The organism is Streptomyces sp. NPDC006544 (assembly GCF_040611715.1).
Lineage (GTDB): Bacteria > Actinomycetota > Actinomycetes > Streptomycetales > Streptomycetaceae > Streptomyces.
This window is the reverse complement of record NZ_JBEXOV010000009.1, coordinates 103,685-117,670: the sequence shown is the minus strand read 5'-3', so window position 1 is coordinate 117,670 and position 13,986 is coordinate 103,685. Positions and strand designations below refer to the sequence as shown.

Here is a 13,986-nt window from a genome sequence, read left to right as displayed (position 1 = left end):
GGGCTCCCGCTGGTTCCCAGAGACGCAAGCGACCGCTTAGTATGCGCGCGAGGCGTGATTCCCGTCGGCGGCTGGAGGCCCCGGATGCAGGCATGGCGAGTACACACCCCCGGCGAGCCCCGCGAGGCCATGCGCCTCGAGGAGGTCCCCGAACCGGTGCCCGGCGAGGGTGAGGTGAAGCTCAAGGTGCTCGCCGCCAACGTCAACTTTCCCGACGCGCTGCTCGTGCGCGGCCAGTACCAGATCCGCCCGCCGCTGCCCTTCACCCCCGGCGTCGAGATCTGCGGCGAGACCGAGGACGGCCGCCGGGTCATCGCCACCCCGAGCCTGCCCCACGGAGGGTTCGCCGAGTACGTCACCGCCGCCGCGCGCGGCCTGCTCCCGGCCCCCGAGAGCCTCGACGACGCCGAGGCCGCGGCCCTGCACATCGGCTACCAGACGGGCTGGTTCGGCCTGCACCGCCGGGCCCGGATCCAGGCCGGCGAGACCCTCCTCGTGCACGCCGCCGCCGGCGGGGTCGGCAGCGCCGCCGTCCAGCTCGGCAAGGCCGCCGGGGCCGCCGTCATCGGGGTCGTCGGCGGCAAGGCCAAGGTACGCACCGCCGAGGAGCTCGGCTGCGACCTCGTCATCGACCGCACCGAGGGGGGCCTCGAGCACCTCGTGACCCAGGTCAAGGAGTTCACCGCCGGACGCGGCGCCGACGTCGTCTACGACCCGGTCGGCGGCGACGCCTACACCGCCTCGGCCAAGTGCGTGGCCTTCGAGGGCCGCATCGTCGTCGTCGGATTCGCGAGCGGCACCATCCCGGCGCCCGCGCTCAACCACGCCCTCGTGAAGAACTACGCCGTTCTCGGCCTCCACTGGGGCCTCTACGCCACCAAGGAACCGGCCTCCGTCGCCGCCTGCCACGCCGAGCTCACCCGGCTCGCCGCCGAAGGCGCCATCGCCCCCCTGGTCAGCGAACGCGTCGCGCTCGCGGACGCCGCCGACGCCGTACAGCGCCTCGCCGACGGGACCACCACCGGCCGGCTGGTCGTCGTACCCTCGCCGGGCGCAGCCGCCCCGGCCGCGACGGCCGCGGACGGGGGCTCCCGATGACGCCCGCCGCCGCGGTCACCGCCGACCGGCTGCTGGTCCGCGTACGGGAACTGCTCGCCGCGCATCCGCCCGCCACCACCGCCCGCGAAGACTTCCTGCGCGCCCGCTTCGACGCCGGACTCGCCTGGGTCCACTACCCCGAAGGCCTCGGCGGCCTCGGGGCGCCTCGCACCCTCCAGGCCGTCGTGGACACGGAGTTGGAGGCCGCCGGTGCCCCCGACAACGACCCGCGCCGGATCGGCATCGGGCTCGGCATGGCCGCGCCCACGATCCTCGCGTACGGCACCGACGAACAGAAGGAGCGCTTCCTGCGCCCCCTGTGGGTCGGCGACGAGGTCTGGTGCCAGCTCTTCAGCGAGCCGGGCGCCGGCTCCGACCTCGCCGCGCTCGGCACCCGCGCGGTACGGGACGGCGACGACTGGGTGGTGGACGGCCAGAAGGTGTGGACCTCCAGCGCCCACACCGCCCGCTGGGCCATCCTGATCGCCCGCACCGACCCCGCGCTGCCCAAGCACCAGGGCGTCACGTACTTCCTGTGCGACATGCGCGCCCCCGGCGTCGAGGTGCGCCCGCTGCGCCAGATCACCGGCGAGGCCGAGTTCAACGAGGTCTTCCTCACCGGCGTCCGCATCCCCGACGCCCACCGCCTCGGGGCCGTCGGCCAGGGCTGGGCCGTCGCCCGCACCACCCTGATGAACGAGCGCGTCTCCATCGGAGGCATGCGGATCCCCCGCGAGGGCGGCATGATCGCGCCGGTCGCCGCCGTCTGGCGCGAGCGCCCCGAACTGCGCACCCACGCCCTCCACCAGCGGATGCTCGAACTGTGGGTCGAGGCGGAGGTCGCCCGGCTCACCGGAGAGCGGCTGCGCCAGCAGCTCGCCGTCGGCCAGCCCGGCCCCGAGGGCTCGGGAATGAAGCTCACCTTCGCCCGCCTCAACCAGGAGATCAGCGGCCTGGAAGTGGAACTCCGCGGCGAGGAGGGCCTCTTGTACGAGGACTGGACCATGCGCCGCCCCGAGATCGTCGACTTCACCGGCCGCGACGCCGGCTACCGCTACCTGCGCGCCAAGGGCAACAGCATCGAGGGCGGCACCAGCGAAATCCTCCTCAACATCGTCGCCGAACGCGTCCTCGGCCTGCCCGCCGAACCGCGCGACGACAAGGACCTCGCGTGGAAGGACCTGGCTCGATGAACCTCCCGAGCGCCGCTCCCCTGGACCTGCTCTACTCCGAGACCGAGGAGGAACTGCGCACGGCCGTACGGTCCTTGCTGACGGCCCGCTGCGATCCGGCGAGCATCCTGGCCCGGATCGAGGACGGCCGCCCGCACGACCCCGACGTGTGGCGGATCCTCGCCGCCGACATCGGCACGGCGGGACTCCTCGTGCCCGAGAAGCTGGGCGGCCAGGGCGCGAGCCACCGCGAGGCGGCCGTGGTCCTGGAGGAGCTCGGCCGGGCCGCGGCGCCCGCCGCGTACCTCACGAGCTCGGTCCTGGCGACGGAGATCCTGCTCGGCTGCGACGGCGCGCGGTCCACGGACCTCCTGCGGGAGCTGGCGGCGGGCCGGCGGACGTGCGTCCCCGCCCTGCCGCTGACCCTGGCCCCCGGCGCACCGCTGCCGCCGTCGGTCCGGGACACCGGCGCAGGGGTGCTGAGCGGCACCGTCACCTCGGTCGCGGACGCGGTGGCGGCCGACGTACTGCTCGTCCTCGCGGACACCGGGCTGTACGCCGTTGCGGCCGCGGACGTGCGGCTGACCCCGCTCGTCGCCCTGGACCTGACGCGGCCCCTGGCCACCGTCACCCTCGAGGGGGCCGCCGGAACCCTGCTCGCCGACCCGGCCACCGCCCGTGCGGCCGTAGCCGGAGCACTGCTCTCGGGGGCCGGGCTGCTGGCCTCCGAACAGCTCGGGCTCGCCGAGTGGTGCCTGACCCAGACGGTGGCCCACCTGCGCACCCGCCACCAGTTCAACCGGCCCCTCGGCTCCTTCCAGGCCCTCAAGCACCGCCTCGCCCGGCTCTGGCTCGACGTGGCCTCCGCCCGCGCGGCGGCCCGCGCGGCCGCCGACGCCCTGGCGACCGGCGCCCCCGACGCGCCGCTCACCATCGCCGTGGCCCAGGCGTACTGCTCGGGCGTCGCGGTCCGCGCGGCCGAGGAGTGCGTCCAGCTCCACGGCGGCACCGGCATGACCTGGGAACATCCGGCCCACCTCTACCTCAAACGGGCCAAGGCCGATTCCCTGGCCCTCGGCACGGCCGGCCACCACCGCGGCCTGGTGGCGGACTTCGCGGAACTCCCGGCGCCGTAGGGCTCCGCGGGTGCCTGTGCCTGTGCGGGTGCGGGGCGGGTGCGGGTGGTGCGGGTTCCGGTACCCGCACCGGCCGCCCCGCTCTCCTCCGAGCCCACCGAGCCCACCGAGCAGGTGCGGACCGCGCGGTGACCTCGCCCGCCACGCGGCGTTAGACCCGTAGGCACCGGGCACCGAGCGAGGGAGACCGTATGTACGCAGCACCCGCCGCCGCACCACTCACCCGCCGCGCCGTCCTGCGTACGGCCTTCACCGCGGCCGTGTCCGCCGCCACGGCCGCGGCCCTGGCCCCCGTACTGCGCGCCCGCGGCCCCCGGCAGACCCTCACTCCGGCCCCGCTCCCGCGGCTCGCCGAGGAGACCTACCGGGGCCGCCACATCGCCGTCGACGCGGCGGCCGCCGTCGTGCGGATCGACGGACGCGCCCTGCACGTCATGCGCCGGGCCGACGGCAGCTACCTCAGCGGGATCAACCACTTCCAGTCCTACGACACCCCGCTGGAGCTGGCCCGCGCCGCCGTCGACGAGCTGGGCAGCAACCAACTGGCGTTCGCGGCACCGCACCACGGCGGAGGGGAGTAGTGGGCGTGTACGTCCGGCAGAACCAGAGGAACCTGACCGGCGTCCAGAAGAAGCGCTTCACGGCGGCGGTCCTCGAGCTCAAGCGCAACGGCACCTACGACGCGTTCGTGCGCACCCACGACAAGTACTTCGTCCCGGACCGCGACCGCAAACTGCGCGTCGGGCACATGTCGCCGTCGTTCTTCCCCTGGCACCGGCGCTATCTGCTGGAGTTCGAGCGGCAGTTGCGGGACGTCGACCCCGGCGTCACGATTCCGTACTGGGACTGGACCACCGACAACAGCCCGGCCTCGTCCCTGTGGGCCGAGGACTTCCTCGGCGGGACCGGACGGGCGGGCGACCGCCAGGTGATGACCGGGCCGTTCGCCCACGCGAAGGGGAACTGGACGGTCACCGTGGGCATCACGGAGTCCAGTTTCCTCACCCGCAACCTGGGCCGGCCGCAGAACCCGATCAGCCTGCCGACCCGGGCCGAGCTCCAATGGGCGATCGACGACCCGACGTACGACACCTCGCCCTGGGACTCCACGGCCGCGGGCGGTGGTTTCCGCAACAAGCTCGAGGGCTGGGCCGCCCCGAAGAGCGAGAAGTGGCGCAACCACAACAAGGTCCACCAGTGGATCGGCGGCCACATGACCGGGGGTACGGCGCCCAACGACCCGGTGTTCTGGCTCCACCACGCCTTCGTCGACCTGCTCTGGGACCGCTGGCAGCAGAAGCATCCGGGGGCCGGCTACCTGCCCGCCGCCCCGCTCGCGCTCGGCGACCTCCAGCGCGGCCGGGTGATCGCCGCCGACGAGCCGATGCCGCCCTGGAACGTCACCCCGCGGGAGATGCTCGGCCATCAGGGGACCTACCGCTACGAGTGAGCGCGGTGCCCGGCAGCCGCCCGGGCCCGCGGCACCCCCCCCGAACGGGCGGCCCCCCGCACGAGGGACGCCGAGAGGCACCGGACGGCGGGACACGCGGGACGGCAGGACACGGGAAAGGGCCCCCGCCGTACGGCGGGGGCCCTTCGGGTCACCGGACGGATCAGCCGCCGTAGTTGCCCTCGGTGTGGTGGCCGCCGTCGTGGCCCGAGGCGTTGACGCAGGTGTTGCCGAACGCCGGGTTCAGCAGGCCGATCACGTTGACGGTGTTACCGCAGACGTTGACCGGGACGTGCACCGGAACCTGGACGAGGTTGCCCGACAGGACGCCGGGGGAGCCGACAGCCGCACCGTGCGCTCCGGCATCGGCAGCAGCCAGACCCGCACCGGCGGCCAGGGCGCTACCGGCGGCAGCGGTGATGACGAATGCCTTCGCGATACGCGACATCAAGATCTCCTCGTGAGAAATGGGGTGCCGCAGAAGCTGAGACTGCGGCGTTCGACATGGCATACAACGCGGGGGGCGCCCAAGGGTCACGGCCGCTGGGCCTACCCGGTGATCCCGAATCGCGCCGAGGCGAAGTACGGACGCACCGGCATCACCGCGCCCGGCCGCAGCACCTCCACCGGGGCTCCCGCACAGCCGGGCTCCCGGTAGAGGGCCACGGACCCGCGGGTCTTGTTCGTCACCGCCCGTCCACCGCCGCCCACGGCCTTCTGGCAGCCCTTGGCGGCGGTGAATCCGTGCGGCTTGTCGTCCGTGCCCAGATACTGGAAGTCGGGCCCGACGGCCGTCGGCGTGCCGAGGGCGGCGGTCGGGCCGTCGGCCGCGTACGCGCTGCCGCCCGCCACCGCTCCGGCGGTGGCCGCCATCAGCAGGACCGGGACCGCGCCGGACCGGACGAGGCACCGCACGGCGTGGTGAAGTGAAGGGGATCGCATGCCCGACCAACCCGGTGCGACCGGCGCGGGGTCACGGCCTGTCACCCGCAGCACGCCCGTGCGACGGTGCGGGCCAATGGCGCGGGGAGGACGTGACGGGCGATCGCGACAGGCCGTACGGACCACGGCACGCGGCACGCGGCACGCGGAACGCGGAACGCGGAACGCCGGATCCACTCAGGAGGAATCGATGACCGAAGCGGCGGGAGAAGCCGAGTACGGCGCCCGGCCCCGGGCCCGGACCGAGTACGGAGTGGTCGAGGGCCGGAGCGGCCCCGGCGGCATCGCCGTCTTCCGGGGCATCCCCTACGCCGCCCCGCCCGTCGGCACCCGCCGCTTCGCCGCGCCCGCACCCCCCGAGGCGTGGGACGGCGTGCGCGACGCCGGCGCGTACGGCCCCACCGCGCCCAAGGTGCCCTACTCCGAGGCCTTCGCCGCACTGCTGCCCGACCCGGAGATCCCCGGTGACGACTGCCTGAACCTCAACGTGTGGACCCCGGCCCCTGTGACCGTGACCGGTGAGGAGCCCGGGGCGGGGCTGCCCGTCATGGTGTGGATCCACGGAGGCGCGCTCACCCGGGGCTCCTCGGCCGTCTCCGTCTACGACGGCTCCGCCTTCGCCCGCGACGGCATCGTGCTCGTCTCCCTGAACTACCGCCTCGGCGTCCTCGGCTACGGGCTGTTCCCCGATGCCCCCGCCAACCGAGGCCTGCTCGACCAGATCGCCGCCCTCACCTGGGTCAGACGGAACATCGCGTCTTTCGGCGGCGACCCCGCCCGGGTCACCGTCTTCGGCGAGTCCGCCGGGGCCATCAGCGTCGGCGCGCTCCTCGCGTCCCCCCGCGCCGCCGGGCTCTTCCACCGGGCCGTCCTGCAGAGCGGGGCCCCGGAGGCGCTGGCGCGCGACCGGGTTCGCGCCATGGCCCGCAGGATGGCCGGGCTGCTGAAGGTGCCCGCCACCGCCGAGGCCTTCACCGCCGTTGCCCTGCCCGATCTGCTCGCCGCCCAGGCGGCCGTACTGCGCCGCTCCTCGCCGTTGATCGGCGGCCCCGCCTTCGGCCTGGTCACCGACCCCGACACGCTGCCGCTCGACCCCCTCGAAGCGGCGGCCGCCAGCGAGGTGCCGCTGCTGATGGGCTGGACCGCCGAGGAGTACCGGCTCTGGCTGGCCCCGACCGGCGGTATGCGGCTGCTGGACCGGCTGGGCCCGCTGTCCGTGACCCTGGGACGCATCCGCGGCGGCAAGGACCAGGCCGCCGTACGGGCGCTGCGCGAGGAGCGGCCCGGCGCGGGCCCGGCCGACCTCGTCGGGCACCTGCTCGCCGACCGGCTGCTGCGCGACCCGCTGCGCCGCCTGGCGGGCGCGGGGCGGGCCGCCCCGAGCTTCGTGTACGAGTTCGCGTGGTCGTCCGGGGTGCCCGGCCTCGGGTCCTGTCACGCGCTGGAACTGGGCTTCGTCTTCGACACCCTGACGGTCTCCGAGACGACCTGGCTGGCAGGGCCGGACGCCCCCGGGGAACTGGCCCGGGAGATGCACGCGGCCTGGGTGCGGTTCGCCGTCGAGGGGGACCCGGGCTGGGCCGCCTGGAACGGCGACGGCCCGCCGAAGGTGTTCGGCGGGCCGGAGCCGGGGGGAGCGCTGCGGGTGGTCGCACCGAGCGACACCGCAGCTACTCCACGGGTCCTTCCATGACCTTGCTGATGAACTGGACCGGGCCCTCGCCCATGTTGGGCACGTAGGTCTTGGCGTTGTGCTGGCCGCCCTGGATGACCTTCAGTTCGGTGTGGACCGGTCCCTTGCCGTAGGTCGCGATGAACTTCTGCACGTTCGGCAAGGTGTTCTTGTTGCTCTCGTTGGTGCCCACCTGGAAGGCGAGGTAGACGTCCGGGCCCTTCTTGTCGATCAGCTCCTTCGCCAGCAGCTCCGGGTTGTTCTCCGCCTTCTCCTTGTCGTGGCCCTTCCACAGCGAGGAGTCGGGGACGATGTCCGGGCCGGAGCAGATCGCGGCCTTGAACTTCTCCGGGTACTTCAGTACGGCCTTCAGCCCGGCGAAGCCGCCGGTGGAGGAGCCCATGTAGGCCCAGCCGTCGCGGGACTTGACGGTGCGGAAGTTCTCCCGCATCAGGTCCGGGACGTCGTCGGTCAGCCAGGTGCCCATCTTGGGCTGGCCCGGGATGTCGGATCCGTCCCAGTAGACGCCCTTGTCGTCCGGACCGGGGTTCAGCACGGGCATGGCCAGGATGAAGGGCTTGCTCTTCCCCTCGCCGTACCACTTGCTGATGCTGGTCTGGAGGCCGAGGTCGGTGCCCATCCAGTAGTTGCTCGGGTAGCCGGCGCCGCCCGGCAGCGCGATCATCACCGGGAAGCCGCTCTTGGCGAACTTCGGGTCGTTGTACTCCTTGGGGGCCCAGACCCAGACCTTGCCCTTGAAGCCCGACTTCTTGCCGTCGAGCGTGGTGACGGCCACGTGGGTGCCGTCGGGCAGGGTCATCGCGTTCTTGAAGTCGGCCGTCGGGCCCGTCGGCATCGACATCTTCGAGTTCGCCGGCGGTTTGGCACCCGTACCGCCGCCCCCGGAGCCGGCGGGGGACGTCCCGAAGGAGACGGCCCGCCCCTTGTCGGTGAAGGGCGGTATCTCGTAGTGGGCCATCACGAGCGCCGCCACACCCGCGAGGGCGAGGACGGAGGCTCCCGCGATCACCCAGCGCCGCACCCGCGACGGCCGACGCCGCTCCTGGAGCTCGTACGGCTCGCCGTACCACCGCTGCGTGTCACCGTCACGGTACGAATGCTCCTCCTGTCCGTAGGGAGGCTGCTGGCCGTAACCGGGACCCTGCGGCGGGTACGGCTGCTGCCCCTGCCCCTGGGGCGGGTACGGCTGCTGCTGGTACGGCCCTTCCGACCGGTACGGCTGGTGCTGTCCGTCGTCGGGTGAGTGCGACATGTGCGGGTGCTCTCCGGCTGGTGCTGCCCCGTGGGGGCGGGGTGGAACTGCTTTCGATCGGAGGATGAGCGTACGGGCTCCGAGGTTCCGGATTTTTACCTCTTTTGGGCTTCCGCAGAGAAGCACGTTGCCCGACGCCCAATCGGCCCGCGCCGTTCCCGTTCTGTTCGCCGAGTATCTCTGGCCCCTGCACATGCCGATCGGTACGGTACGTCCGCGCCGCCCCCAAACCGCCCCTGCTCGGAGGTATTCCCGTGTTCGGCATGCCACTTCTCCGGTCCCGTCGCAAGACCGCCCTCGCCACCGCCTTCGGCGTCACCGCCGTCGGCGCCGCGCTGTGGACGGGCCTCGGCACCGCACAGCCCGCACACGCGGCAGGCCTGCCCGCACCCGACCACATAGTGGTCGTGGTCTTCGAGAACCACGCCTACAACCAGGTCATCGGCAGCTCCAGCGCCCCGTACATCAACTCCCTCAAGACCGGGGGAGCCAACCTCACCAACTCGTACGGCATCACGCACCCGAGCCAGCCCAACTACCTGCAGCTCTTCTCCGGCTCCCACCAGGGCGTGACCGGCGACAGCTGCTACACCCCCGGGTTCAGCTCCGCGCCCAACCTGGCGTCCGAGCTCATCGCCGCGGGCAAGACCTGGGCCAGCTACAACGAGACCCTGCCCAGCCAGGGCTCCACCACCTGCTCCAGCGGCTCGTACGCCCGCAAGCACAACCCCTGGTTCGCCTTCTCCAACGTGCCCACCAGCACCGCGAAGACGATGACCCAGTTCCCCACGGACTTCACCACCCTCCCCAAGACCTCGTTCGTCGTCCCGAACCTCTGCAACGACATGCACGACTGCTCCGTCGGGACCGGCGACACCTGGCTCAAGAACAACCTCAAGGCCTACGCGGACTGGGCCAAGACCCACAACAGCCTGCTCGTCGTCACCTTCGACGAGGACAACCGGCTCGCCGGCAACAAGATCCCCACGGTGCTCTACGGCCAGCCCGTCATCCCGGGCTCCACCGGCTCCACCACCTACAACCACTACGACATGCTGCGGACCCTCGAGGGCCTCTCCGGCCTGACCGCCCACGCGGGGAACGCGGCCACCGCCAAGGACATCACGGGGATCTGGGCTTCCTGACCATGTACGTTGCGGACAGTCGCGGCACCCCCGCGTCCGCCGTGACCCCCGAGCCGCAGGCCGTCGCCCCGGGCACACGCCCGGGGCGGCGCGCCGCGCTCGCCCCCACGGTGCTCGCCCTCGGCACGGTCAGCCTCGTCACCGACATCTCCTCCGAGATGGTCACGGCCGTGCTGCCGCTCTACCTCGTCGCCACCCTCGGGCTGACGCCCCTGGGCTTCGGCCTGCTCGACGGCCTCTACAACGGCGTCAGTGCCCTCGTCCGGCTGACCGGTGGCCACCTCGGCGACCGCTTCGGCCGCCACAAGACGCTGGCCGGCATCGGCTACGGGCTCTCCGCCCTGTGCAAGCCGCTGCTGCTGATCGCCCACACCCTGCCCGCGATCGGTGCGGTCCTCGCCCTCGACCGCACCGGCAAGGGGCTGCGCACCGCTCCGCGCGACGCGCTGATCTCGCTGTCGGCCGCCCCCGGGGAACACGGCCGGGCCTTCGGCGTCCACCGCGCCATGGACACCGCCGGCGCGCTGATCGGGCCGATCCTGGCGTTCTCGATCCTGCGCGGCGCCGCCGAGGGATACGACGCCGTCTTCACCGTCAGTGCCTGCGTGGCCGCGCTCGGCGTCATGGTCCTCGTCCTGTTCGTACCGGGCCGGCGCACCGGGCCCGCCGCCACCCGGGCCCCCGTCTCGCTGCGGTCCTCCTTCGGACTGCTGGGCCGCCGGGACCTGCGCCGGATCAGCCTGTGCGCGGTGCTGCTGGGCCTGTGCACCGTCAGCGACGCCTTCGTCTTCCTCCTGCTCCAGCACGCCACCGGCATCGCCGACCGCTGGTTCGCGCTGCTGCCGCTGGGGACCGCGGCCGCGTTCTTCCTGCTCGCGCTGCCGCTCGGCCGGCTCGCCGACCGGATCGGCCGCGGCCGGGTCTTCCTCGGCGGCCACCTCGCGCTGCTCGCCGCGTACGGGATCCTCCTCGCGGGCGGACGGAATCCGGCCCTGCCGTACGCCGTCCTCCTGCTGCACGGCGGCTTCTACGCCGCGACCGACGGGGTGCTCATGGCCGCGGCCGCGGGCGCCGTCCCCGCGGAGCACCGCGGCGGGGGACTCGCCCTCGTCCAGACCGGCCAGGCCCTCGCCCGGTTCGCCGCGTCGCTGGGCTTCGGCGCCGCCTGGACCTTCTGGGGCGCCCGCCCCGCGCTGGCCGTCGCCGCCGTGCTGCTGGCCGCCGCCGTCGGACTCTGCCTGTGGCTCCGGCCGGGGGACACCCCGGCGGACGGCCCCGCCCGCCCCCGGGGCGATCCGGCCGACCCGGCCGCCCAGGCCGCCTGAACCCCTCCCCGTAGTCCGCGAAAGGCCCCCCACATGCCCCTCCAGCGCCGGATCCTGATCCTCGTCTCCGCCGTCGTCCTGCTCGCCGCCATCGGCGCGCTCGCCGTCGTACGGGCCTCCTCGCGCGCCGAGGAGAAGAACCAGGCCCGGGCCGGCGGCCCGCCGGTCACCCGGGGCGAGGTCTCCCTCACCCCCGGCGAGGGCGGCCGGCGGATCGTGTTCCGGAACATGGCGTGGGGGCCGCACCGCGACGAGCTCGCCACCGCGCCGGCCACCGCGCCCGAAGGCCCCCGTACCGCCTCCGGGATCAGCTGCCTGCGCTTCCACTCCGCCGGCGGCACCGGGATCTGCCTGAAGGCCGACAAGGGCGGGGTGCAGGACAGCTACGAGGCCGTGGTCCTCGACGCCCGCCTCAAGGAGGTCGCCGCCCGCCCGCTGGCCGGGATCCCCACCCGGGCCCGGGTATCACCCGGCGGCCACCTGGTGGCGTGGACGGTCTTCGTGGGCGGGGACTCGTACGCCGGTACGAACTTCTCGACCCGGACCTCGCTGCTGGACCTGCGGACGGGAAGGTTCGACGCCACGCTGGAGGACTTCGCCATCCAGAAGGACGGCAAGGGCTACCGCGCGGCGGACGTCAACTTCTGGGGGGTCACCTTCGCCGCCGACGAGCGGACCTTCTACGCGACGCTGGCGACCGGCGGCCAGACCTATCTGGTCCGCGGCGACCTCGCGGCGCGCACGGTGACCACACTGCGCGAGAACCTGGAATGCCCGTCGCTGTCGCCCGACGGGACGCGGCTGGTGTTCAAGAAGCGGGTGCCCGGCCTGTCGCCGGACGCGCCGTGGCGGCTGTACGTCCTGGACCTGGCCTCGATGGCGGAGACCCCGCTCGCCGAGGAGCGCAGCGTCGACGACCAGGTGGTGTGGACCGACGACAAGAGCGTCGTCTACTCGCTGCCCGGCGACTTCGGCGCGGACCTCTACTCCCTGCCCGCCGACGGCGGCGGGGCCCCGGCGCGGCTCATGACCTCGGCCCTCGCCCCCGCCTTCCTCGGCTGACACCGGGAGGGGGAACGAGGGCCGGGACGGCGGGCCGCGCGACGGAAGACCGTTACGCCGGGATGAGCGTCTTGCGGCGGCGCTTGCGCTGGGCGGCCGCCGACATCCGCAGCTCGATGACCGAGCGCACGGTCGGCCACTCCTCGTCGAGGACGGAGTAGAACGCCGTACTGCGGACCGCGCCGTCGAGGCCCCGCGAATGGGCCCGGCGGACCCCCTCGCTGGTGAACCCGAGCCGTTCCATCGCGGCGCGCGAGCGACCGTTGCGGGCGTCGGCGCGCAACGAGACGCGCCGGACCCCCCACGTCTCGAAGGCGTGGCGGAGCAGCAGCAGCTTCGCCTCGGTGTTGATGCCGGTGCCCTGGGCCGCCGGGGACAGCCAGGTATTGCCGATCTCGGCGGCATCGGGGATCGCCGTCGCCGGATCGCCGAACGGGACCCCCGGCACGGCGGGCCACACCAGGGGCCCCTGCCAGTAGTCGAGTTCCAGGAACCGTGTCGAACCGACCACCCGGCCGTCGGTGGCTCTGACCACCGCGAACGGGAGCGATCGACCCGCCGCCTGATCGGCGAGGGCACGGTCGATGTACTCGTGGGACGCCTGCAACCCGTGCGGTACGGGAGTGAAGGCGTAAGTCGTACGATCCTCGGCCCCGGCCATGGCCAAGGCCTCGGTGTGGTGGGGGGCGAGGGGCTCGAGCCGCACGGAGCGGCCGGCGAGGAGTACGGGTACGGGCACGGAGCCTTCGGTCCTTCTGGGCGGTGGGGTGGTTGCACAGTCTGCGTCCCTGACGTCGCCCCCCGTGCAAAACACGGGTGAAAGGCAACGGGCTGTCAGGTGAACGCGAGTGGCTCAATGTAGCCCCTTAAAGTCCTCTCATGAACCCCCTGATCGGCAATGGCGCGGCACTCTTTTTCGAGGACTCCGGTCCCCGGGAAGGAGCCCCCGTGATCCTTGTCCACGGACATCCCTTCAACCACACGATGTGGGCCCCCCAGACGGCCGCGCTGACCACCGCCGGTTACCGTGTGATCACCCCTGACCTGCGCGGATACGGCCGAAGTCCGGTGATCGCGGGCACGGCGCCGCTCGCCGGCCTCGCCGACGACCTGGCCGCCCTGCTCGACGCCCTGGGCATCGAACAGGCGGTCGTCGGCGGTGTGTCCATGGGCGGCCAGATCGCCATGGAGATGCGGCTGCGCCACCCGGGCCGGATACGGGCCCTCGTACTCAGCGACACCTCCGCCGCACCGGAGACGCAGGAGGGCAGGACCGCCCGCCGCGAGCTCGCCGAGCGGCTCCTCGCGGAAGGGATGAAGCCCTACACCGACGAGGTCATCGACAAGATGCTCGCGCCCTACAACGTGACGGGCATGCCCGGGGCCGCGGCCCGGATCACCGCCATGATGTACGCGACCGACCCGCGGGGCGCCGCCGCCGCGCTGCGCGGACGGGCCGAGCGACCGGACTACCGGCCCGTGCTCGCCGAGCTGCCGGCCGACGTGCCCTGCCTGATCGTGGTCGGCCGGGACGACGTCTACACCCCCGTCGCCGAGGCCGAGTCCCTGCACGCCCTGGCCCCGCACTCGGTGCTCGCCGTCGTCGAGCGGGCCGGACACCTGCCCGGTGTGGAACAGCCGGAGGCCTTCAACCGGGTCCTGCTGGAGTTCCTCGCGGGACTGTGACCCGAGTGGCCCGGCAACAGCGGTC

The 13,986-nt window shown here is 73.1% G+C and carries 14 protein-coding genes; 10 read left to right on the top strand and 4 right to left on the bottom strand.

Going from position 1 to position 13,986, the window contains the following annotated elements; all coding sequences use genetic code 11:
- Positions 1–84 precede the first annotated feature (84 nt).
- The 5 genes from ABZY44_RS07150 to ABZY44_RS07130 all read left to right on the top strand — a co-directional run bounded on the left by ABZY44_RS07150 (position 85) and on the right by ABZY44_RS07130 (position 4,856).
- Positions 85–1,098 carry an NADPH:quinone oxidoreductase family protein gene (locus tag ABZY44_RS07150; protein ID WP_356650787.1) on the top strand — a complete coding sequence of 338 codons (1,014 nt, stop codon included), beginning with the start codon at positions 85–87 and terminating at the stop codon, positions 1,096–1,098.
- Positions 1,095–2,291 (top strand): acyl-CoA dehydrogenase family protein, encoded by a 1,197-nt coding sequence (locus tag ABZY44_RS07145; protein ID WP_356650785.1) that lies wholly within the window; start codon positions 1,095–1,097, stop codon positions 2,289–2,291. The genes ABZY44_RS07150 and ABZY44_RS07145 overlap by 4 nt, the downstream gene beginning before the upstream one ends.
- Complete coding sequence (locus tag ABZY44_RS07140) at positions 2,288–3,406, top strand: acyl-CoA dehydrogenase family protein (protein ID WP_356650783.1); 1,119 nt, start codon at positions 2,288–2,290, stop codon at positions 3,404–3,406. The genes ABZY44_RS07145 and ABZY44_RS07140 overlap by 4 nt, the downstream gene beginning before the upstream one ends.
- A gap of 191 nt (positions 3,407–3,597) precedes the next feature.
- Entirely contained in the window at positions 3,598–3,987 is a 390-nt protein-coding gene (locus ABZY44_RS07135) for a tyrosinase family oxidase copper chaperone (RefSeq protein WP_356650781.1), read from the top strand.
- Positions 3,988–3,992: 5 nt separating this feature from the next.
- Positions 3,993–4,856: a tyrosinase family protein gene (locus ABZY44_RS07130; RefSeq protein ID WP_356650779.1), complete on the top strand. Its 864-nt coding sequence runs from the start codon at positions 3,993–3,995 to the stop codon at positions 4,854–4,856.
- A 163-nt stretch (positions 4,857–5,019) separates the two neighbouring features.
- Here the strand turns inward: ABZY44_RS07130 and ABZY44_RS07125 are convergent, their stop codons facing one another.
- Positions 5,020–5,304 carry a chaplin gene (locus tag ABZY44_RS07125; RefSeq protein WP_356650777.1) on the bottom strand — a complete coding sequence of 95 codons (285 nt, stop codon included), beginning with the start codon at positions 5,302–5,304 and terminating at the stop codon, positions 5,020–5,022.
- Between the two features lie 101 nt (positions 5,305–5,405).
- The gene (locus tag ABZY44_RS07120; protein WP_356650775.1) at positions 5,406–5,771 is read right to left on the bottom strand and encodes a hypothetical protein; all 366 of its coding nucleotides are present in this window, start codon (positions 5,769–5,771) and stop codon (positions 5,406–5,408) included.
- 217 nt (positions 5,772–5,988) lie between these two features.
- Between ABZY44_RS07120 and ABZY44_RS07115 the strand changes: the two genes are divergently transcribed.
- Positions 5,989–7,491, top strand: a complete 1,503-nt coding sequence (locus tag ABZY44_RS07115) for a carboxylesterase family protein (protein ID WP_356650773.1) — start codon at positions 5,989–5,991, stop codon at positions 7,489–7,491.
- Here ABZY44_RS07115 and ABZY44_RS07110 read toward each other — a convergent pair.
- Positions 7,469–8,743, bottom strand: coding sequence for an alpha/beta hydrolase-fold protein (locus ABZY44_RS07110; RefSeq protein ID WP_356650771.1), 1,275 nt, complete (start codon positions 8,741–8,743; stop codon positions 7,469–7,471). The genes ABZY44_RS07115 and ABZY44_RS07110 overlap by 23 nt on opposite strands.
- Positions 8,744–9,006: 263 nt before the next feature.
- Between ABZY44_RS07110 and ABZY44_RS07105 the strand changes: the two genes are divergently transcribed.
- Genes ABZY44_RS07105 through ABZY44_RS07095 form a run of 3 tightly spaced genes read left to right on the top strand, consistent with a single transcriptional unit; the run spans position 9,007 to position 12,275 of the window.
- Positions 9,007–9,888, top strand: a complete 882-nt coding sequence (locus ABZY44_RS07105; protein WP_356650769.1) for an alkaline phosphatase family protein — start codon at positions 9,007–9,009, stop codon at positions 9,886–9,888.
- A gap of 2 nt (positions 9,889–9,890) precedes the next feature.
- The gene (locus ABZY44_RS07100) at positions 9,891–11,213 is read left to right on the top strand and encodes an MFS transporter (protein ID WP_356650767.1); all 1,323 of its coding nucleotides are present in this window, start codon (positions 9,891–9,893) and stop codon (positions 11,211–11,213) included.
- A 33-nt stretch (positions 11,214–11,246) separates the two neighbouring features.
- Entirely contained in the window at positions 11,247–12,275 is a 1,029-nt protein-coding gene (locus ABZY44_RS07095; RefSeq protein ID WP_356650765.1) for a hypothetical protein, read from the top strand.
- Positions 12,276–12,327: 52 nt separating this feature from the next.
- On the opposite strand, the gene ABZY44_RS07090 is transcribed toward ABZY44_RS07095, so the two are convergent.
- Positions 12,328–13,014, bottom strand: a complete 687-nt coding sequence (locus ABZY44_RS07090; RefSeq protein WP_356650763.1) for a GNAT family protein — start codon at positions 13,012–13,014, stop codon at positions 12,328–12,330.
- A 140-nt stretch (positions 13,015–13,154) separates the two neighbouring features.
- Here ABZY44_RS07090 and ABZY44_RS07085 point away from each other — a divergent pair, with 140 nt between their 5' ends.
- Positions 13,155–13,961 (top strand): alpha/beta fold hydrolase, encoded by an 807-nt coding sequence (locus ABZY44_RS07085; protein ID WP_356650761.1) that lies wholly within the window; start codon positions 13,155–13,157, stop codon positions 13,959–13,961.
- Positions 13,962–13,986 lie beyond the last annotated feature (25 nt).